The sequence below is a fragment of the Spirosoma migulaei genome, assembly GCF_054776855.1.
The window spans coordinates 264,827-283,251 of record NZ_BAAHBG010000002.1 but is presented as its reverse complement, the minus strand read 5'-3'; the positions used below and the strand labels follow the sequence as shown (position 1 = coordinate 283,251).

At 48.8% G+C, this 18,425-nt stretch carries 19 protein-coding genes; 9 read left to right on the top strand and 10 right to left on the bottom strand.

The window, feature by feature from the left end; all coding sequences use genetic code 11:
• Window positions 1-294: 294 nt before the first annotated feature.
• A complete protein-coding gene (locus tag ACYVGO_RS02285; protein ID WP_142770231.1) occupies window positions 295-741 on the bottom strand; it encodes a hypothetical protein in 447 nt (148 codons plus the stop codon).
• 259 nt (window positions 742-1,000) lie between these two features.
• On the opposite strand from ACYVGO_RS02285, the gene ACYVGO_RS02280 reads away from it, so the two are divergent.
• Window positions 1,001-1,606: a hypothetical protein gene (locus ACYVGO_RS02280; RefSeq protein ID WP_460967259.1), complete on the top strand. Its 606-nt coding sequence runs from the start codon at window positions 1,001-1,003 to the stop codon at window positions 1,604-1,606.
• 113 nt (window positions 1,607-1,719) lie between these two features.
• Here ACYVGO_RS02280 and ACYVGO_RS02275 read toward each other — a convergent pair whose 3' ends face one another.
• A complete protein-coding gene (locus ACYVGO_RS02275) occupies window positions 1,720-2,271 on the bottom strand; it encodes a hypothetical protein (protein ID WP_460967257.1) in 552 nt (183 codons plus the stop codon).
• A gap of 200 nt (window positions 2,272-2,471) precedes the next feature.
• On the opposite strand from ACYVGO_RS02275, the gene glf reads away from it, so the two are divergent.
• Window positions 2,472-3,587, top strand: coding sequence for a UDP-galactopyranose mutase (glf, locus tag ACYVGO_RS02270; RefSeq protein ID WP_142770228.1), 1,116 nt, complete (start codon window positions 2,472-2,474; stop codon window positions 3,585-3,587).
• Between the two features lie 102 nt (window positions 3,588-3,689).
• Here the strand turns inward: glf and ACYVGO_RS02265 are convergent, their stop codons facing one another.
• Window positions 3,690-4,415, bottom strand: a complete 726-nt coding sequence (locus tag ACYVGO_RS02265) for a DUF72 domain-containing protein (RefSeq protein ID WP_460967255.1) — start codon at window positions 4,413-4,415, stop codon at window positions 3,690-3,692.
• 197 nt (window positions 4,416-4,612) lie between these two features.
• On the opposite strand from ACYVGO_RS02265, the gene ACYVGO_RS02260 reads away from it, so the two are divergent.
• A complete protein-coding gene (locus ACYVGO_RS02260) occupies window positions 4,613-5,785 on the top strand; it encodes a DUF4249 domain-containing protein (protein WP_460967254.1) in 1,173 nt (390 codons plus the stop codon).
• Between the two features lie 137 nt (window positions 5,786-5,922).
• Here the strand turns inward: ACYVGO_RS02260 and ACYVGO_RS02255 are convergent, their stop codons facing one another.
• Window positions 5,923-7,170: a glycosyltransferase gene (locus ACYVGO_RS02255; RefSeq protein ID WP_460967252.1), complete on the bottom strand. Its 1,248-nt coding sequence runs from the start codon at window positions 7,168-7,170 to the stop codon at window positions 5,923-5,925.
• 237 nt (window positions 7,171-7,407) lie between these two features.
• Between ACYVGO_RS02255 and ACYVGO_RS02250 the strand changes: the two genes are divergently transcribed.
• On the top strand, window positions 7,408-7,896 hold the full coding sequence (locus tag ACYVGO_RS02250; RefSeq protein WP_142770225.1) for a response regulator: 489 nt from the start codon (window positions 7,408-7,410) through the stop codon (window positions 7,894-7,896).
• Between the two features lie 15 nt (window positions 7,897-7,911).
• On the opposite strand, the gene ACYVGO_RS02245 is transcribed toward ACYVGO_RS02250, so the two are convergent.
• From ACYVGO_RS02245 to ACYVGO_RS02230, 4 genes are all read right to left on the bottom strand, one after another.
• On the bottom strand, window positions 7,912-8,688 hold the full coding sequence (locus ACYVGO_RS02245; RefSeq protein ID WP_460967250.1) for a LytTR family transcriptional regulator DNA-binding domain-containing protein: 777 nt from the start codon (window positions 8,686-8,688) through the stop codon (window positions 7,912-7,914).
• A 38-nt stretch (window positions 8,689-8,726) separates the two neighbouring features.
• Window positions 8,727-9,137, bottom strand: coding sequence for a response regulator (locus ACYVGO_RS02240; RefSeq protein WP_460967248.1), 411 nt, complete (start codon window positions 9,135-9,137; stop codon window positions 8,727-8,729).
• Window positions 9,138-9,356: 219 nt separating this feature from the next.
• On the bottom strand, window positions 9,357-10,661 hold the full coding sequence (locus ACYVGO_RS02235; protein ID WP_460967246.1) for a sensor histidine kinase: 1,305 nt from the start codon (window positions 10,659-10,661) through the stop codon (window positions 9,357-9,359).
• A 104-nt stretch (window positions 10,662-10,765) separates the two neighbouring features.
• The gene (locus tag ACYVGO_RS02230) at window positions 10,766-11,098 is read right to left on the bottom strand and encodes a hypothetical protein (RefSeq protein WP_460967244.1); all 333 of its coding nucleotides are present in this window, start codon (window positions 11,096-11,098) and stop codon (window positions 10,766-10,768) included.
• 179 nt (window positions 11,099-11,277) lie between these two features.
• Between ACYVGO_RS02230 and ACYVGO_RS02225 the strand changes: the two genes are divergently transcribed.
• From ACYVGO_RS02225 to ACYVGO_RS02205, 5 genes are all read left to right on the top strand, one after another.
• On the top strand, window positions 11,278-11,658 hold the full coding sequence (locus ACYVGO_RS02225) for a hypothetical protein (protein ID WP_460967242.1): 381 nt from the start codon (window positions 11,278-11,280) through the stop codon (window positions 11,656-11,658).
• Between the two features lie 33 nt (window positions 11,659-11,691).
• Window positions 11,692-12,846: a zinc-dependent alcohol dehydrogenase gene (locus ACYVGO_RS02220; RefSeq protein WP_460967240.1), complete on the top strand. Its 1,155-nt coding sequence runs from the start codon at window positions 11,692-11,694 to the stop codon at window positions 12,844-12,846.
• 11 nt (window positions 12,847-12,857) lie between these two features.
• Entirely contained in the window at window positions 12,858-13,355 is a 498-nt protein-coding gene (locus tag ACYVGO_RS02215) for a hypothetical protein (RefSeq protein WP_460967238.1), read from the top strand.
• A gap of 38 nt (window positions 13,356-13,393) precedes the next feature.
• A complete protein-coding gene (locus tag ACYVGO_RS02210; RefSeq protein ID WP_460967236.1) occupies window positions 13,394-14,002 on the top strand; it encodes a hypothetical protein in 609 nt (202 codons plus the stop codon).
• 90 nt (window positions 14,003-14,092) lie between these two features.
• Window positions 14,093-16,384, top strand: coding sequence for a hypothetical protein (locus ACYVGO_RS02205; RefSeq protein ID WP_460967234.1), 2,292 nt, complete (start codon window positions 14,093-14,095; stop codon window positions 16,382-16,384).
• Between the two features lie 307 nt (window positions 16,385-16,691).
• On the opposite strand, the gene ACYVGO_RS02200 is transcribed toward ACYVGO_RS02205, so the two are convergent.
• Together ACYVGO_RS02200 and ACYVGO_RS02195 are read right to left on the bottom strand one after the other, a co-directional pair.
• Window positions 16,692-17,600, bottom strand: coding sequence for a manganese catalase family protein (locus ACYVGO_RS02200; protein ID WP_460967232.1), 909 nt, complete (start codon window positions 17,598-17,600; stop codon window positions 16,692-16,694).
• 213 nt (window positions 17,601-17,813) lie between these two features.
• Complete coding sequence (locus tag ACYVGO_RS02195; protein ID WP_460967230.1) at window positions 17,814-18,302, bottom strand: YciE/YciF ferroxidase family protein; 489 nt, start codon at window positions 18,300-18,302, stop codon at window positions 17,814-17,816.
• Window positions 18,303-18,425: the final 123 nt, after the last annotated feature.

Below are 18,425 nucleotides of genomic sequence, written 5' to 3'. Positions count from 1 at the left end.
TTGCCCCTCCCATTCGCTTCTTCCAAGTTTAGGAAAGCCCCCTCTCTTTTGATTACCCTTGAGCTAACTCAATATGGATAGATAGAAACCTGCCTGAGCCTGAACGTCATAAAAAAGCCCGGTTGCAGAGTGCATCACGGGCTTTAAACTATGCGTCAATATCATTTAGATTCCATTACACAAAGAAAGTCACCACCGTAGAGGAGGCTAATTCTGCTTTCGTATGTCTGATTGATTAGCAGTCTCAACTCAAATTATCATCGCTGATCTCTGCCTGACCAGTTGAGAGCGATTTTAGTGGCCACCGAACAGACCACCGAGTATGTTGCCAAGGCCACCTCCCTGACCACCCAGTGAATTGAGCAGACTTCCGGCATCAACACTTGAATCAGTAGGGTCATTGGCTTTATGCATCAACTTACTGAGCACCATAGGTACTATAGCTGCGGCCACCGACATAGCTACCTGGGGTGAGATTCCCAATTTGCTCATCAGGTCCTGTTGTACCGTCTGTTGAACCCCCTGGGAGACAGGATGGTCATCTACACTTCCCCCCTGACCAGTTACCATTCCTAATAAACTACCTAAGCCGCCACTCTGGGCTTGCTGGCCCAATCCGTTCATGATGCTACTGGTGACCGTTTGCAGAACCGTATCGTTCTTCTCATTGGGAATGGCTGAGTTGTTAACAACAGACTGTCCAGCATGCTGGCGGACAAGATTCAAGATGGTTTCAAACATGATCATCTGGGTTTTACCTAGCGGACAAAACCGCCGGAGTTAGTACTTCCTAACAGCGGCTATACCGGATTGTTCATACAAGTCATTTAATAGTCCCGCTTAACCAACCTAAAGCGGAATTGAATTAATGGCTAAACAGGCCGATTCGGTAGCCAGGTAGTTAAGTGTCTCGTTCTCCTTGCCCTATTCATGGAAGTATAATGATTAACCAGCTATATGATTTAGCCAACATTTATACCCCTTCATTGCTTTTAGCAGTATGACTACCCAAACTACTCCAGCCACTGGCCTCTCACTCAATGATTCCAGCGGGCGCCAGCAACTTCAGGCAACACTTTCGGATTACGTTATATTCTTACGTCGACAACCCGCTGTATGTGGAACTCCTGAGCAACAGGAAGCCCTTATCAAGCACGTTGCTCAGGGGCACGATTTGATTAAACTCGTGGCGGCAGAACGGCTCAAGATTACGCGTCAACTCGATCAGCAGAAACATGAATGGATGGAGTTGGAAAAGGAAATGACGGCTCCTATCCTAGCAGCTATGCAACCCCTTAAAGATGCTGTAGAGCATTATAACCGGGAACTCCTGCGTGTGCGGGAACACCAGCAGGCGGAGGCCGCTCAGCAAGCCTCGCTGGCTAAGCCTGGGGAGACCAACTGGCTCACTCCGGAAGTCGCTCTGGTTGCTAAACCGAAAGGCGTACAAATGCGGTGGACCTTTGACATCCTGGACCCCAATCAAGTGCCCAACGGATATTGGGTCATTGATGAAACAGCTATTAAAGCCGATATCGCCAATGGTGTGCGGGAAATACCAGGAGTACGCATCTACGAAGAGGGTATTACCACCTTTCGCAGTTAAGTAAAAACTTTACTAAGAGTGGGTCGTATCAATTATAGACTAACGCCTAAACACCTGATGAATAGAGTGGCTAAATCACCATTTAATAAGCTGGGGCTGTAGATTGCCCATGGCTAGCGAGCGTGGGTATTATCACCTGGATTCTCAACAGACAAACCAGGAAATTCATAGTGAAACGTATACGTGTCAGTCACGATTGTGTCAATCCAGTCAAAGGATTCAATTCCTTTATCCAGACGCTCAAAATACAGCGAGAAGCTCACCTGCTCAAAAGGGTCTACCCTGACGACATGAGGTAATAGGCGAATGCCTTTCGCTTTGATGAGTGAATAAGTTCGATTTACCGATGAAGCAATTAGCTTACTATTGGGGCTGACACAAATGTAGCCAATTGGTAAGGATTGCTTTTTTTGGGTATAAAAGGTTTTTCCAGGATTGGTAAATTGTACATCCAGAATCGTATAGGCTGGCGTTAGACGCACGGCGGTAACCTCGGTGGCATTAGGTTTTGAGACTTCTTCGACAAACCAATTCGAAATGGAATTTTTGGTACAGCCAACGAAGAGAAAGCATGGCAGGATTCCAAAGCAGACAGAATGCTTCATCCTGTCTAACCAGAGGTATAAACCTGCTAAAGGCTGAGATGACCCATATACACGTTTCATGGCAAAATTTGAGGTCTCTTTATGACAACATAGATACGCTCGCAATGCACTATAAAGTTAGGGAATGGACCTCTATAGAGTTGAATAGGTCGTGGCCAACAGGGACCGTTCCCTCACACAGGAACGATTCGAAAAGCCGTTGTGTAAGCCCTGATGTTGATCTTATATGAATAGTACCATTCATACTATACTTTCTGTTTATGACATACGATTTTGCTATTGTGGGTGCCGGTTTTGCCGGAAGTGTCCTGGCTGAGCGTTTAGCCAGTCAATCGGGAAAAACAGTATTATTGATCGACAAACGACCCCATATAGGCGGTAACGCGTATGATTGCCCCAATGAAGAGGGTATTCTGATTCACCAGTACGGGCCGCATATCTTTCACACCAATTCGCCCGATGTGTTCGCTTACCTATCGCAGTTTACCGAATGGCGACCCTATGAACACCGGGTGCTGGCTTCGGTAGATGGTCAACTGCTTCCCATTCCAATCAATCTCGATACGGTCAACAAGCTCTACGGCTATACGTTTACGTCCGAGGAGTTGGCCGACTATTTCAAGTCGGTAGGTGAACCGGTCAATGACATTCGGACATCCGAAGATGTTGTAGTGAGTCAGGTAGGTCGTGATCTGTACGAAAAATTCTTCCGGGGGTATACCCGGAAGCAGTGGGGGGTTGACCCATCGGAACTGGACAAAATGGTGACCTCCCGAATTCCGACCCGCACTAATCAGGATGACCGCTACTTTACGGATGAATTTCAGTACATGCCGCTTCAGGGCTATACAAAGATGTTTGAAAAGATGGTAGCTCATCCCAATATCCATCAGATGCTGAGCACCGACTTTAAGGAGGTAAAAGACCAGATCTCATTCGATGAGCTAATCTATACGGGTCCAGTCGATGAATATTTTGATTATTGTTATGGCAAGCTCCCCTATCGATCCCTTCGGTTTGACCATCAAACGCTGGATGTAGCCGATTATCAGCCCGTTGCGGTAGTCAATTATCCCAACGACCATGCTTATACCCGCATTACAGAGTATAAAAAATTAACCGGCCAGCAGCACCCCAAAACCAGCCTTACCTTCGAATACCCGCAGGATGAAGGCGACCCCTACTACCCGGTGCCACGTCCCGAAAACGCGGAGCTTTATCGTCAATACAAGCAACTCGCAGACTCACTACAGGATGTGCATTTCGTAGGAAGGTTAGGAACATACCGCTACTACAATATGGATCAGGTTGTGGCACAGGCGTTAACACTCTATAAGAAACTAGTAGGGGCAGAATCGTTCCATGACGTAGTATAGGGCTAATTCATTTTACCCCTGATGCCGGCGCATAAGGTGGTGAAGTTACGCAAAAAGGCGTGCCTCCGCGATGGTGGCACGCCTTTTTGCGTAAGCCCTGACTCAATGAACACTTGCTTCCAGTAGTTTCTTTAATACCAAAGCGTCTTGCCGCATATGAATATTGTTGAAGAAAACGTATCCGGCTTTTTCCTTTGGTAACAGCTCCACTAAGTCTGCTAATTCATCAGACTCATATTGATACCGCCAGCCCTGTCGGCCATGCAACCGAAAGTAGCACTGTTCCGGGGTCATGGTTGTCGTGACAAACGGATCAACAACATGCCACAACTGAAGATCTTCACACAGATCTTTTATAACGTGCTTATCCCAGGAGCCACGAGGTTCCCAACAGCAGGTAAAGCCGCTCCGCTCAATACGGGAAAAGAAATGAACCAGATTGTGGATATGTTCTGACGTCTGTGTAAAACTGGCTGGACATTGAAATAGAATCATTTTAGCGCCCAATGCCTGCGCACAGGCCAGTGTGTATTTCCAGGTCTCATCGACGAGGACAGTCGGCTTGAAAAATCCAGCCTCTGCCTGCTCCCGCTCCGATAATTTTCGTTTCAGCCGTTTATAGGTTGGACTTTTGGCTGGGTGCGTAATGAGTTGCCACGCTTTCAGTGTGAATTCAAAATCAGCTGGCACCTCCCTCCGCCAGCGCTCCAGCGTGGTAAGTTGGGGCGGTTGATAAAAGGTTTGTTGAATCTCAACGCAGGAAAATAGCTCGGCATACCCTGCTTTAGATCCGCTAAGCCCGCAAGTGCCAATTTGTATGTTATTCATAGAGGAGTATAGTAAGGCAAGTCTCGTTAGGCTTTCAGGTAACCCAAAAGCCAGATTACCAAGGATTAGCTAAGTGAGCAATAGAAAAAGTAAATTGTCAGCATTTGGACATCAGTTGATTCTTTCGTAGAAGCCGCAAAATAGAAGTAGGTTAGCCTACTAATCCTCTTTATCAGATGGATTGTTTTTAGCTAACTATGCGCTCACTGGCGGTGAAGTTGTTGATTTGCTTAAGCACTGGTCTAAGCTTACTTACCTGTGTGGATCCGGTTGAATCAACCATCAATAGCTCGTTGAATGTCTTAATTGTTGATTGCACCATTACCGATAAAGCAGAGACTCAGGCTGTTCGGCTGAATCGCTCCCAGGCAGATCGACTTACGGGTCGATTTGGGTACGTACCCGTTACTAAGGCGAACGTGCAGATCGTTGTTGATTCAGTAGAGGTCGTGATCTGTGAGGAAACGACCGATGGCCGCTATCAACTGCCCGCCGACTTCAAGGGGCAAGTTGGTCATGTTTACCAACTCAGGTTCACACTATCGGATGGCACCCGATACGAATCAAACCCGGAGCAATTACAGCCTGTAGCTCCCATTGGGCAAGTGCGTGCCTTGTTTAATCCCACCAGTTTAAGTGCAACAGAGCGGTTAAACAATACGTACACGGCGGCTCATGATTTCTACGTGGACTTTACCGATCCGGCTGACCAAACCAATTATTACCGGTGGGACTGGATTGATTGGGAACGACAGGAATGGTGCCGGAGTTGCAATGGCGGACTTTACCAAATCAAGGATGCTCAAGGCAAGCTAATCGAAGATTGTGTCAGCTTTAATTTAAATTACTCCTACGCGGCTACTTTTGATTACAATTGTCGAACGAGCTGTTGGGAAATTCTTTACAGTCATGATTTGGTTTTATTCACTGATGCGTACAGCAATGGGAATCCAGTCAAAGGCATACGCATTGGCCGGGTACCTCTGTACTCGCAAGAAGCTTGCCTGATTGAACTTAGACAAAGCTCCTTAACAAAAAATGCTTACGATTACCTGAAGCGATTGAACGACCAGACCCAGACTACAGGCGGTGTGGCGGGCGGCCAGCCTGCTCTATTAGTCGGCAACGTGCATAATGTGGCTAAGCAAAATGAACCCGTAGTGGGTTATTTCACCGTATCGAGTGTTTCTTCCGTTCGTTACTGGTTAACCCGAAGTGATGCCACTGGTACTGCCCCTGGCTTATTTGTAGCTATGAACGGGCATCCTCCCTACAATGAGCCCCCATCTGGTCGGGATCGCCCTCCCCTAGCCGTTTGCGTCTCCAGTGATAGCCGAACACCGTATAAACCCGAAGGCTGGCAAGATTAAACAGCCACTCTCGCTATAGGACCGGCTCGAAAAAGTACAACCTTCTGCCTCACAGCTGGTTAGCACTATCCCTAGGCCGGTTCTATAACGCTGATTAGTCAGGAGGCAAGTTGACGCGAGGGTAATGGTTTAGTGGACTACACCCAGGTTACAGGAGCAGTCTGTTCACTAAGGATACGATACATATGCTGCCAGGTTCGGTCCCAGGACTGTTTACGTAAAAACTGGTCCAATGCCAATTCATCATTGCCCAATGGCTGCTGCAATGCCAGAGAAATACCGCGCTGGAAAGCAGATACAGAATCGGCAATAACCACCCGATCCCAACCACCATAGGTGCGTACCACATCCCGGATCGGGGTTGACACAACTGGTAAACCAGCGGCCAAATACTCCGGGGTTTTCGTTGGACTGATATACCGTGTTGCCTCATTGATGGCGAAGGGCATCATAGCTACCTGCCAGTTGCTAAAATAAGCGGGCAACTCGGTATACGCTTTCATGCCCAGGAAATGAAGATTAGAGCCCTTTGGCAACGTAGCGGGATCAATCTTGACAATTGGCCCCAATAAAATGAACTGCCAATCGGGCTGCTGTTTTGCCAGGTTATCCAGTAACGCCAGATCCAGTCGTTCATCAATGACACCACTGTAGCCGATACGCGGCCCCTGGATGGCTGCCTGATCGTGCGGATCGTCCAGACCGATGTGTCCAGCGCTTTTTCGGGCCTGAGAAAAATGATCATAATCGATACAGCTTGGAAACGCATGCACATTCAGATGACGTTTTTGCTTGGCTTCATATAAGCTGTAGCCCCCGGTAAACACCACATCGGCCCGGTTCAGTAGACGCTGCTCCTGCTCAATCAACTGTGGCGACGCACCCAGAAAGGCCGACAATTCATCCATGCAATCATACAAAACCAACTTTGGGCGAAGATGATCCGTGAACGGAAATGCCATTGGAGTGTAGTACCAGGTCATATAATCGGTTATCGTCTGCTGATCAATCAATTGATCGACTAACTGCCGCTGGAGCCGAATGGCCGTTGGTTCGTCAATGCCGCGGGGCAGCTGGGGCACCACAACAGTAATATTTTCAGACACTTTACGTATGTCGAGGGCTAACGTATCCTGCCAGACGGGCTCTTCTATATACCAAACCCGGCACTGGTGGGCCGCTCGGCTAAGGAGGTGCTGTGGGCGTTGATATACAAAATTCCATCGAAGGTGGGCAAAACAAAGTAGATCCGTAAATCCCGGTGCTGAGCCTGGACTAGTTATTGACGTAGAATCAGCCAATCGGGTTGGCCGTTTATGAAGGATGGGTTGGGTTTGCTTACCCTTGTACGGTAAGGTTGGGGCCGGTTCAGACATTGAGTTCATACGTAAGCGGGTCAGGGCTAATCGGCTATAGGAGCCGGTTTAGTTAAGTAGATAACTTATATAAACTCAACCCATTGGACCGAATTTTAATGTCCCCATTTCGTCTGCAAGTGAGGGAACGGCTCCTACCAGTAGCCGATCAGCTTAGTTTAAAATGAGCCTATTTATCTAGTAAGTCCCTAGTTTTTAGCTACATTATGTTGTATTTTTGACTACTAAAACACCTAATTAACGTTCATGAAAAATCTAGCCTCTACTAACCCAGCCCTTCGGGATAATTTTAGAAATGCCAACCTATTAATTATTGAAGATAATCCCGACCACGGGAAGCTAATGAAGGATTCGATCGGCCAGTGTTTGCCTGAAGTGAACGCTGCGCTGGTGTCTTCCGAAGCCGAAGCTCTTTTCTTTTTGAACCAGTGCCGCACCGAAGAATGGAACTATCCGAAACTAATTCTGCTGGATCTATACCTGCCCGAACGCCAGAATGGCTGGCGACTTCTGGAGCAAATTAAAGCGATGCCAGCAGCCATGGGCAAAATACCAGTTGTACTATTAAGTCAATCTAGTAACCAGCAGGATATTCTCGAAGCCTACCAGCGCGGCTGCTCATCGTATTTAATAAAACCCCGGTTGGCTGCCGACTGGCTGCGTTATTTTCAAAGCCTGCGCACGTATTGGTGGGAAACGGTTACGTTACCTAAGGTTGAGATTTCTTTATTTTAGCCGAAAGCGGTTTGGTTAGTCTACCAATTGAACGATCCTCAGCCAATAATCGACTACCTGGTTGAGGATTCGAGCCAGTGCACTTGGATCGTCGGGAACAACTACCACCGAATTGGCGTCCAGTTGGTAGGCCTGCATCATATTCTCTGTCGGGGGTATCAGATAAATCACTGGAATTGCCCGCAAGCGAGCGTTTCCCTTCAGCGTTTGTAACGTCAACAGGCTATCAGTCCGGTTCAATCGGGAATCAATAAGAATGAGTTTTGGCCACTGTATGGAGGGGCTAAGCAGTAAGGCAGAGGCCAGTTCTGAACCTATTTTGGCCGATTGCAACACATAGGGTACGCCTAGTTCACGAAGGCACTGCTCTGTTAACAGTAAGGTATCTCCACTCATAATTACCTGTATCTGGAGTGGTGTCACTTCATTCAGGTCGGCCTGAATAGCTAACGGGGAACTATCGACTTGAACTGGCACACTGCCAGTTTGTAAGAACTGAGCTACCTGCCGCCATCGCCGACGGCTCACGGGTAGTTCCGTGCCATCCACCAACCGTACCGATCCTGCCATTTTAGGCCGGGGCGGCTGTTGGATATGGGCTATGCAAGTCGGGTTAATGAGGGCTGTTTTGTGAATGCGAATGAAAGACGGGAGCCGTTCTTCGAAATAAATTAGTGGTTTGGCCAGTAATCGTCGTTCGCCACTGCGAAACTGAAGCCAGGCATAATTATCCGCTCCAATGAAGTAGGCCAGTAAGGACGGCTGTTCAAGAAGTTGGTGAATTAATAGCACGTTTGTTTCGGTTTGTAGGTAGAGAAAATCACAGGTGATCAGGGAATTACTGACCCACTGGTATTAACCCAGTAGGCACAGACCTGTTTAAATAGCTTCGTCATGGATACTATACTCATGGGTTTTACCAGACAGGAATTGGCACCTGCCTGATAACACGCCTGGATTTCGCCTTCTGCGGTGGCACTGGTTACCATCACTACCGGAATTAGTTTCCAGTCTGCCCGGGTCTTGAGTTGCCCCAGCGTCTGTAGGCCGCTCATACCGGGCATGTGTAAATCAAGCAACAGTAAAGCGGGCCGTTTCAGCTCTGTCTCCAGGCTGTTTAGCATGGCCTCACCGCCTGGAAATGATAAAACGGTATACTCAGGCAAGAATTCACCAAATACATAGCGAACCAGTTGAAGATAATCGGCTTCATCATCGATTACATAAATTAAAGGCTTCATCAGGCAGACTTAACTAATGGTTAAAAACATAACTAACGTACTAGCTAAGGGATGGAGCCAGGGAGTTGCTAAAGAAAAGGCCCTCAGGACTAGTTTTCAACTGGTGTCTCGCCTTGCAAAAAGTGGGATAGTTCAGGCGAAAAGAAGTTACTATAGGTGTTCATGTCAATACGTAAGTACTTGTATAGTGGTTGATACACAGGCAGGATTCGTAGTCAACTACTTATTAGAAGTATAACGCAACGGTAGGCGAATACGAAATAAGGTACCCCGGCCCGGAATACTTTCGATTTCCAGATTAGCACTCAATAGTTCACATAAGCGCTTCACAATTTGTAACCCAATCCCCTCCCCCTGATTAGGCCGATGGCCTAATTCATTCAGTTGATCAGGCGAAGGAATGGTTGGCACATTGGTGGGCAAAACGGCCACAGGCTCTGCCGCATTTACCGACAGGACGCTGGTTGCTTCAACGGTCGGCTTTAGTTGATCACCAAATACGCCTGCTAGTGTAGAGGGCAAACCCGGCCCCGAATCCTGAACACTCACGATCCAGCGGGCATCATTCTCCAGCGCCCAGGAAATCGAGATAAATCCGCTGGCGGTATATTTTAAGGCATTCAGCAATAGATTCTGCACAATCCGTTGCAGTTTGACAGGATCAGTTTCGACAGATAACGAGGCAGGCCCCTCGGCCCTGAGTAACAGGTTTCGTTCAGCAGCGAGTGGCTGCCCGGCCTGGACCATTTCATGCAGGAACGGAGCCACATCAATCGACTCAAGCTGCAGTTTTTCTTCACCCGCTTCCAACCGGGAGAGGTCCATTAAATTTGCCAGCATTACCTCCACATTAGCCAGATTACGGCTCAACATGTCCAGATACTGCTGTCGTTGGTCGTCCGGCAATCCCTCCAGTTTGAGCATATAAGCCGCCCCGTTAATGATGCCTAAGCCGCCCTGTAGGTCATGGGTGGATGTCCGAAGCATATTGATCCGTTGATCCGATAAAGCCGTCATTTTTTCGATAACCTGCTGAAGCGTAGCCGACCGCTGAACGGCTTCCAGTCGTTGCAGTTCATCGTATTTGACCACACTACCCTCCATGGCTTCCTGCATGATTTGGGAAATCTTCTGGATAACAGTCAGCATGAGTTGCGCATCTGTTTGGGGAAACAACCCCTGAAAACGCTTCAATTCATCGTATAGAATTTGGGTTAAGTGAGAAACCTCCCGCATCGTATCGAGTAAGGAGAATGATTTTTGCCAGCGATGCAGACCATGCGCCTGAGCCGTCAGAGCCGGGTCGGCCTCGGGAGCATTTCCGAGCAGACGCGCTTCCAGAATGTCTAAAATCAGGGGAAGTAAATTATTGAATTCCTCCCGGCTCAACGAGGAGCCTTTTTTTAACGTGCTATCTGCCTGACAAACCGTTCGCCAGTTGTTTAAAATGGTTTCCCGCTGTGCGAACAAATAAGCGACAATAGCCGATAAGGGCTGGGGAGAATCTGACAAAATGGGTTCCATAAGGATATAGTACTTGTCTAGCCGCTTCATTACTCAACTAAACTCATCCGCGCCCTGGTTAGTACTTCTTTGACAGGCAATTTTAAAGTAAGTGATCTAATGGGTTATTCCTGATCGAACCTGTCGATGTGTTCCACAGTTGAACGCATAATCAGCATGGAGTAGCGCACGCCCAAGGGCTCAGCCAATTCCTTATTGGCCGTATACGTACTGATAAAATAGCCAACATCGCTCTCAAAAATGGCGGCAATGATCTCCCCATTAGCAGCCTGATCACCAACCTGTTGACAAACCAGTTGACCATTGACCCAATAAGACAGGCTTTTGATACGCCGGGCGCTAACCCGAAATCCAATTTCATCGAGTCGTTTTTTACTAACGGCATAGATCTGTTCTGCCTGCGAAACACCGATGGTAAAGGGAACATAAAACTTCATAGCTACTCAACCCGGTTCAATCCGGAAGTGACCCAAGATAAACGATGAGGTGTGAGGCATCGGCCCTGTCAATGGTAGGGTACCGTTGCCTTACAACCAACGGCAGCAGATGTGCTATGTGTTGTATGGGTTAGGTTTGCTAGTAAGGTGATTATCTCCTGCGTAAACCAACTCAACAAATGAAAAAATTCACAATGACAGTTGCCATGACGTTGCTGGTAGGCAGTCTAAGCGGATGGGCTCAGTCAGGGACAAGTGCCCAAAGCAAAGCGGACAAACAGGCGCCATCGTCGACCAGTCAGACCAGCAAAGCGAATAACAGCCAGCTTAAGGGTACGGGAGTACCCTACAATAAGGACAAACAACAGTTTGGCAAACAAACGTCAACAAAGAAAAGCGGCCCAATACCACCCTCATCGGTTGGCTCTGGACCTGAAACCTCCGATGCAGCACAAGAGGCTAAGACACCCGGAAGTCATGCCGCTCAGCGGGAGCGAAGTGTTGGCCACAAGTCTACTACTAAAACCGGAAATCCTTCATCGAAAACGGGGAATCAATAAGTAAAAAAGACAAGTCATAAACGACATACCTTCATGCTAGCGATGAATTATAGAGGCCCCTTCCGGGTCAGGGCTGCCCACAAACCGTATCCAGAAATCCTTCATCCCGGCGATGCCATTGTTCGGGTTACCCGTTCCTGCATTTGCGGCTCGGATCTGCACCTCTACCATGGACTTGTGCCTGACACCCGGGTGGGGATGACGTTCGGCCACGAATTTATTGGCGTTGTCGAAGAAATTGGTTCGTCGGTTCAAAAACTGGCCGTTGGCGATAACGTCATCGTTCCGTTTAATGTGGCCTGTGGCACCTGCGCTTTTTGTAAGCAAGGGCTGTTTGGTAACTGCCACGAATCAAATTCGCAGGCTACAGCCGTGGGAGGCATATTTGGCTACTCCCACACAGCGGGTGGCTATGATGGTGGACAAGCGGAGTTTGTTCGGGTTCCTTATGCCGATGTGGGCCCCACTATCATTCCGGACTGGATGGATCATGATGATGCGGTTCTGTTAACCGATGTGGTACCAACGGGCTATCAGGCCGCCGAGATGGGCGGGATCAAAACGGGCGACACCGTGGTCATTTTTGGGGCTGGCCCAGTAGGCATCATGGCCGCCAAATGCGCCTGGTTATTTGGGCCAGGCCGCGTAATTGTGATCGACCACCTGGAGTACCGACTCGACTTCGTTCGGAACTATGCCCAGTGTGAAGCGTACAATTTCAAGTCGATGGACGATCCGGTTCTATTCCTCAAAAAAACCACCGATTGGTTTGGGGCCGATGTTTGTATCGACGCTGTGGGTGGTGATGCCTCAGGCAGTGCCTTACAAACCATCACGGGAAAGAAATTACTGCTCCAGGCAGGATCGGCCACGGCGCTTCACTGGGCAATCAACTCCGTTAAGAAAGGGGGCATTGTGTCGATTGTGGGTGTGTATGGTCCTACCGATAATCTGGTACCAATCGGTAACGTGGTTAATAAAGGCATCACGATTCGAGCCAATCAGGCGTCGGTTAAACGACTGCTGCCCAGGCTCATCGACCATATTCAGGCCGGTCGACTGAATCCAAAGGAAATCATTACGCACCGGGTACCTCTGGAAGAAGTTGCCGATGCCTATCATATCTTTTCGGCCAAACTGGACAATTGTATCAAACCTATTCTTATTCCGCCATCCGCCAGAAAATAATCCATCAAATCATGGAATCAACGCCAAACGAGTATGCGCATATTAATGGCTGGGGGGTAGATGCCGACCCAACCAATGAGCCGACCCACCCGATAAAAAACTATACGGGTGACGACCACCAGCGGCTCAACTGGGAAAGGCCTCCGCTTCAAGCTGTAACGGTAGAAGTCCTTAAGTCCAACGAACGGCCTAATCTCACGGCTGTTTTTGGCACGTCTTCTCCCCCATCTGGTCTTAGTGGCATCATTCGGCGGTATGCCTTCAAGTCAAGTGAGTCTGAATACGGCCACTGGCTTCCCTTGCTACTGGCCGACCGGATCAATGTGGTGGAAGGAATCGTCGATGATCTCCGACAAGGCCACATACCGAATATTTTTGCGGAGAAAGGCTGGAAAGCGGACTGGAAATATAACCGCGAAGGGCTGGTAAAAAATCTATTGGTTGGCATCGTTGTTACCACGGCAGTGATCGCCCTTTTATCTCGTAAAAAGAAAAAGTCGATCCGGTAAGGAGCCAGTACGAAAAGGATTCAAGACACCTGGAGACTATGAAACTTAAGTCGATTGTTGATCAGCTTCAACACGAAGCGAACGTAGTGCAGGGCGAGGCAACCAAAGACAGTATCTATGTGAGTCACACTACGTTTCCGGATGAATTGGCGGCAGGCGCAGCGTTCGGCTCGTCGGTAGCGAAACTACTGAATGTGAATGGCTGGTCGGCCCTGTCCAGTATTTCGGCAGATTTTGCGCTGTATAGCCCGGTTGGCAAATTAAAACCAGACGGCCCGGTCGACGTGGGCGATTTTATTCAGATTCTGTTACCTGGCCCAACGCCCGAAAATTGGGTGCGCGTCATCCATAAGTCGCTAGACAAAACGCGGGCGGAGTTCACGGTTCAACCAAGCCCTGATCCGATGGCGAATAAGCCGGACCAGATCGAGCATTTTTTTAATGATCAGGCTCGCAGCACGTTTCGGGTAGAGGTTGCGGGGTGTACACTCAGCGCATTCCAGATTGGCAAACAGGAAGGCATTAACAACCAGCAGCCACAGGCTGGCGATCGAGCCCTTGTCAATACGCTCATTGCCGAAACAGGATGGCTATTTTATCAGAAAATCCAGTGGCAACTTCTAACGGATTACCTGGTACTCTCCTAATTTAGATTCTACCGATCCTATTGTACTGATTATCAGAAGCGATAGAATCAATTAGAGTCTACAGAATCTACGTTGACCAAGCACTAGCCAATGCGTACTAAACCGTACAACAGTCCGACTTACTGGCAACCCTTTACCAAAACTGAAGAAACATCCCAATGGGTAACGGGGATCAATGACCAGCTTAAACAGGCTACCCACCGGGCCGACGCCCATGTGCAACTTGAAACGGGACACTTAGCTATTTGCCTGACGACCAATTCATTTTGGCTACTGTACACCATTGGCAAGTTGGGCCAGTTAGCCATTCGCACCTGCTTTGATCCGCAGATGATCAAGGGCTACAAGGTGGGTAAAATAAGTAAGACAAAAGTCGAGTACCTGATTGAGGGCGCTCTTGGGCAATTTCAGGTAACCGTCGAATTGCCCAGGAGTGATTACCCGCTACTCCGCTATACAACTTCATTGACACCCAATCAGCCCTTTACTGTTCAGGCGTTCCCACGGGATGTGTATGTGCTGGATAAGGACTATAACCCGGCCACAACCCAGGGCATGGTTTATGTGACGCAGTCTGGGCCAACCTCCGGACTAGCCTATTTATCCGTTGCCAATCCAGCCGAAGGGTCCTTGGTATACTTCCAGAACTTTACGGCGCTGAATGACTATTTCCAGACAACTCAAACCGAACCCTCCGGTACAGTCAGTGTGCAGTGGCCCGAAGTAGGCTTCGCCTTACCAGCGGCCACCTCCCCATTGCCAGCCGGACAGGAACTGACGATCTCGGATGCCTTTCTTTATTTAAGCGACCGGATTCCCCAAAGCGAGTTCGAAGCCGCGGACCAGTTTCTGGACGCGATGGCCAGCATTTATCTTCATCTTCCTAAATCCCAAACCCAGTATTATCACTGGCCCAAAGCGGCCGAACGAACAATCGAGGCTTTAAGCGAATCGGCGGATTGCGGGCGAATGATTAAAAAGCACTTCTATCTGAATGCCTACGTCGATGCAACCTATAAGCCACCCGAAAGCATGGTGCAACTGGCTATTCTAGTGCCGCTCTGGGAGTATCAGCACTGGAGTGAAAAACCGGTGCCCTTGGTCGAGAGCCTGCAACAGAGCCTGCCCTCGTTTTATGATGAGAACCGGCAAACGCTTATGCGATGGTTACCCGGCGGTACATTTACCGAGGATAAGGCTAGTCGTAGTGAGGAACAAGACCCAACTAAAATCGACTCCTGGTACCTGTTGCATACGTTGATGAATTTAGGTCGGTTAGCCCATCAGGGCAATGCCCAGGCCAAGGACTTACTAGTTAACTCGCTGGAGTTCGTTATCAAGGCGGCTCATCATTTCAACTATGACTGGCCGGTATTTTACGATGTACGAACGCTGGAGGTGGTCAAGGCCGAAACCGATACCGGGAAAGGCGGGGAGCTGGACGTAGCTGGTCTGTACACCCACGTGATGGTACAGGTCTATGAATTCACGAAAGAAGCCCGTTACCTGGACGAAGCCTTCGCTTCGGCTGAGCGGCTCCGGGGTAAAGGGTTTGAACTACTCTATCAGAGCAATATCACGATCATGAGTGCGCTCACGCTGGCCAAGTTGTGGAAAATTACCGGCAACCGATTGTATTTCGATTTGAGTCGACTAGGTCTGGCCAACGTTATTGCCCGACTATGGATCTGGGACTGTCAGTTCGGGTTTGGCACTGATCGGAGTACGTTTCTGGGCGTGGCTCCTCTCCGGGATGCCCCGTATCTGGCGGCCTACGAAGAGGGTGAAATTGTGGCTACCATGATCAACTATCTCAAGGAGGTAGGGCGTGATGTTCCCGACTCCATCCGACTGTTTTTTTCGGAGTATATGAAATACTTGCTACACCGGGGCCGCTATTATTATCCATCGGAACTGGCTGCTGATTCGGTCAGTCAATCCCCCAAGGAAGGGCGCATCATTCGCGACTTGCCCATTCCGCTGGAAGATATGCCGACGGGCTGGAAACAGGCCGGTTCCGTTGGGCAGGAAGTGTATGGGGGCGCTTTGGCCTATATTTTGACCAGCTATGCCTACAAGCGGTTTCCAGACGTTCCGATCATGGCATTTTCGGATTATCCCGTTTATCAGGCTGAATACCAGTTGATCACGAAAACGAGTGGCTATGCGGTGATTCGACTGGCTGGCACCAGCAGTTGCACTTGCCGGGTGCGGTTATTCGCTAAAAGTGGAACGCTCCCCCCGGTAGATCTGTACGATGAAGACGCTGCCAACAGTGAGCCACTCAAGCCCAGCGAAACCGCTAAAACGTATCAGGAGTATCAGGTTCAGGGTCATTTACGACTCCGGCTGGAATGGAATCGGGGCTCAACCGAGGTATAGCTACTGTTGTTATCCAACTTCCCCAATAGCCGCTTACGGATTCAGATTCTATATATTTCCAGCCCTCACTCATATTCCTATTCTTTTAGGGGATTTGAGAAATTGATCCACTAGGAGTTTTAGTAAGCTTTTTTACCCCTAAATCCCCTGAAGGGGACTTTGCTCATGCTTAGACAAAGTCCCCTTCAGGGGATTTAGGGGTAGAAGCCGTCCAAATACTAGATTTACATCACCCACGTGAGGCCTTTACAAAATCAGGAACAGGAGTGGGTGCTGAAAATCGTAAAAAAGATTGGCTGCTTGACGTTTAATATTCGTATTTAATACCCATCTTTTTAGCCATATCGGAGAACACCTGCGGATCAAAATCTTCCGCCCCCGGCGCACTCTGTTGTGGCTCCTCCTCCAGGTCAGGAACGGGATAGCCGGGCATTCCGCCTTCTACTACGAAACATTCTTGTCCATCATCTGGGTGCGGGCCATTCCAGATCAGACCCGCCTGCGTATAATCTTCCTGGCTGAAGGTGTATAAGGACAAATGAAGTTTCTGTTCCATGAACTTCTTAGCTTCAGGAAAGGCATTGTTGCTCAGATTCGGAATCGGCAGGAGTTTGGTAACTTCCACACCCGTCAATTTTTCCAGCGCTTTGGCATAGGCCACTACGTGCAATCCACCACGTACCAGCAGGTAGCCTACCATTGTTCGGGCCGTTGAGTCCGATACCATTTCGTAGGCCTTTATCTTATTGGCCCGTGCCCCACATTCCAGAAAGAAATTATGGAGCAGATCCAGCTTCAGATTACCACTGCTAAATACATTCTGTCCGGTCCAGAAATTGCCCATCGAATCCATTGGCAGCGCCCCCTGTCCACTAGCCATTGTATGATACGTATTGCGAAAATTCGTAGCATCAGCCAGCGGAGCCGAGACGGGATCAAATCCCCGTTGCGTTACCCCTGTCAGCAACAGATTAATGGCGTAACTTACCACTTCGATATGGCCATATTCTTCACCAGCGATACTCGCGATTACGTCATAGAACGGACGAATTTTCTTGCGCCCCCGAAAGTTGAACGATTGGTAGGTATAATTCATCAGCGTTGACATCTCACCGAATTTTCCACCTAGCAGTTCCTGAATGGCTGCCGCATCGTTGGCTGAAGGGTTTTTGGGTATAGGCAGCTCAATAGGAAGCCTGTCCATTTTTAAAATCATGACCTTGTGGTTTAGTTGAAAACCTGGAACACTTGTTCAAGAGTCCAACATCTCCTACTTCCTATAGTTGGAAACGGGCCGTCTCCTACGAGGCAACGGACCTCGCCAACCGTCGTTCCCCCCTATTTATGAACGACGGTTGGCGAGGTTTACAACGCATGGATATACGGTGTAAACCATAAAATTAGCCTTCACCAGGTTAACGCAATACCTCTAGGAAAGAACTGCCTTGGGGTTAACCGTTTTAGTAGCAATAACCGTTAGCTTGGCATCGGCCGCTTTTTCCTCCCTGAGCGTTGTTTCCAGCAAGTTAGCAATCTCCTCCAGCCCGATTTGGAGGGCTAGGGTTCGGGCCGTACCATAACTGGCAATTTCGTAGTGCTCCAGCTTCTGGGCAGCGCCAATGATAGCCGCATCGGCCAGGGGACCATCTTCCAATTGATCCAGCAAGTCCTGAGCTTCTTCAATAAGCCCCTGCATGGCCATACAGGTTTCGCCATCCGGGTCAATACCCAATTGTTTGGCTATCTGTTCCAACCGAGTAACCTGGCTTTCAGATTCGCGCTGATGAACCTGCAACGCCTGCCGAAGTTGTTCACTTTGTACCCGCTCAACAAGCTGGGGCATGGTTTCCAGCGCTTGTTTTTCGGCAGAGTAGATATCCTGAATTGTGTGCTCAAAGAATTCATCGATTGTTTCCATACGTAGCTCGTCAAGTTTATTTATGCTTATTAACTGAAGGGAGAACGTTACCTGTAGATACCCCGCTTTAACTAAACACCGTCGAGTGAGGGAGCGGCCTTATCGCGCAAAAAATGACCACTA

Bases quoted from the DNA above. Each gene is read 5' to 3' on its own strand.
- ACYVGO_RS02255 (WP_460967252.1), bottom strand. From the start codon at position 7,170: ATGAACTCAATGTCTGAACCGGCCCCAACCTTACCGTACAAGGGTAAG.
- ACYVGO_RS02260 (WP_460967254.1), top strand. From the start codon at position 4,613: ATGCGCTCACTGGCGGTGAAGTTGTTGATTTGCTTAAGCACTGGTCTA.
- ACYVGO_RS02235 (WP_460967246.1), bottom strand. From the start codon at position 10,661: ATGGAACCCATTTTGTCAGATTCTCCCCAGCCCTTATCGGCTATTGTC.
- ACYVGO_RS02265 (WP_460967255.1), bottom strand. From the start codon at position 4,415: ATGAATAACATACAAATTGGCACTTGCGGGCTTAGCGGATCTAAAGCA.
- ACYVGO_RS02215 (WP_460967238.1), top strand. From the start codon at position 12,858: ATGGAATCAACGCCAAACGAGTATGCGCATATTAATGGCTGGGGGGTA.
- ACYVGO_RS02285 (WP_142770231.1), bottom strand. From the start codon at position 741: ATGTTTGAAACCATCTTGAATCTTGTCCGCCAGCATGCTGGACAGTCT.
- glf (WP_142770228.1), top strand. From the start codon at position 2,472: ATGACATACGATTTTGCTATTGTGGGTGCCGGTTTTGCCGGAAGTGTC.
- ACYVGO_RS02200 (WP_460967232.1), bottom strand. From the start codon at position 17,600: ATGATTTTAAAAATGGACAGGCTTCCTATTGAGCTGCCTATACCCAAA.
- ACYVGO_RS02275 (WP_460967257.1), bottom strand. From the start codon at position 2,271: ATGAAACGTGTATATGGGTCATCTCAGCCTTTAGCAGGTTTATACCTC.
- ACYVGO_RS02250 (WP_142770225.1), top strand. From the start codon at position 7,408: ATGAAAAATCTAGCCTCTACTAACCCAGCCCTTCGGGATAATTTTAGA.
- ACYVGO_RS02280 (WP_460967259.1), top strand. From the start codon at position 1,001: ATGACTACCCAAACTACTCCAGCCACTGGCCTCTCACTCAATGATTCC.
- ACYVGO_RS02220 (WP_460967240.1), top strand. From the start codon at position 11,692: ATGCTAGCGATGAATTATAGAGGCCCCTTCCGGGTCAGGGCTGCCCAC.
- ACYVGO_RS02240 (WP_460967248.1), bottom strand. From the start codon at position 9,137: ATGAAGCCTTTAATTTATGTAATCGATGATGAAGCCGATTATCTTCAA.
- ACYVGO_RS02225 (WP_460967242.1), top strand. From the start codon at position 11,278: ATGAAAAAATTCACAATGACAGTTGCCATGACGTTGCTGGTAGGCAGT.
- ACYVGO_RS02230 (WP_460967244.1), bottom strand. From the start codon at position 11,098: ATGAAGTTTTATGTTCCCTTTACCATCGGTGTTTCGCAGGCAGAACAG.
- ACYVGO_RS02195 (WP_460967230.1), bottom strand. From the start codon at position 18,302: ATGGAAACAATCGATGAATTCTTTGAGCACACAATTCAGGATATCTAC.
- ACYVGO_RS02210 (WP_460967236.1), top strand. From the start codon at position 13,394: ATGAAACTTAAGTCGATTGTTGATCAGCTTCAACACGAAGCGAACGTA.
- ACYVGO_RS02205 (WP_460967234.1), top strand. From the start codon at position 14,093: ATGCGTACTAAACCGTACAACAGTCCGACTTACTGGCAACCCTTTACC.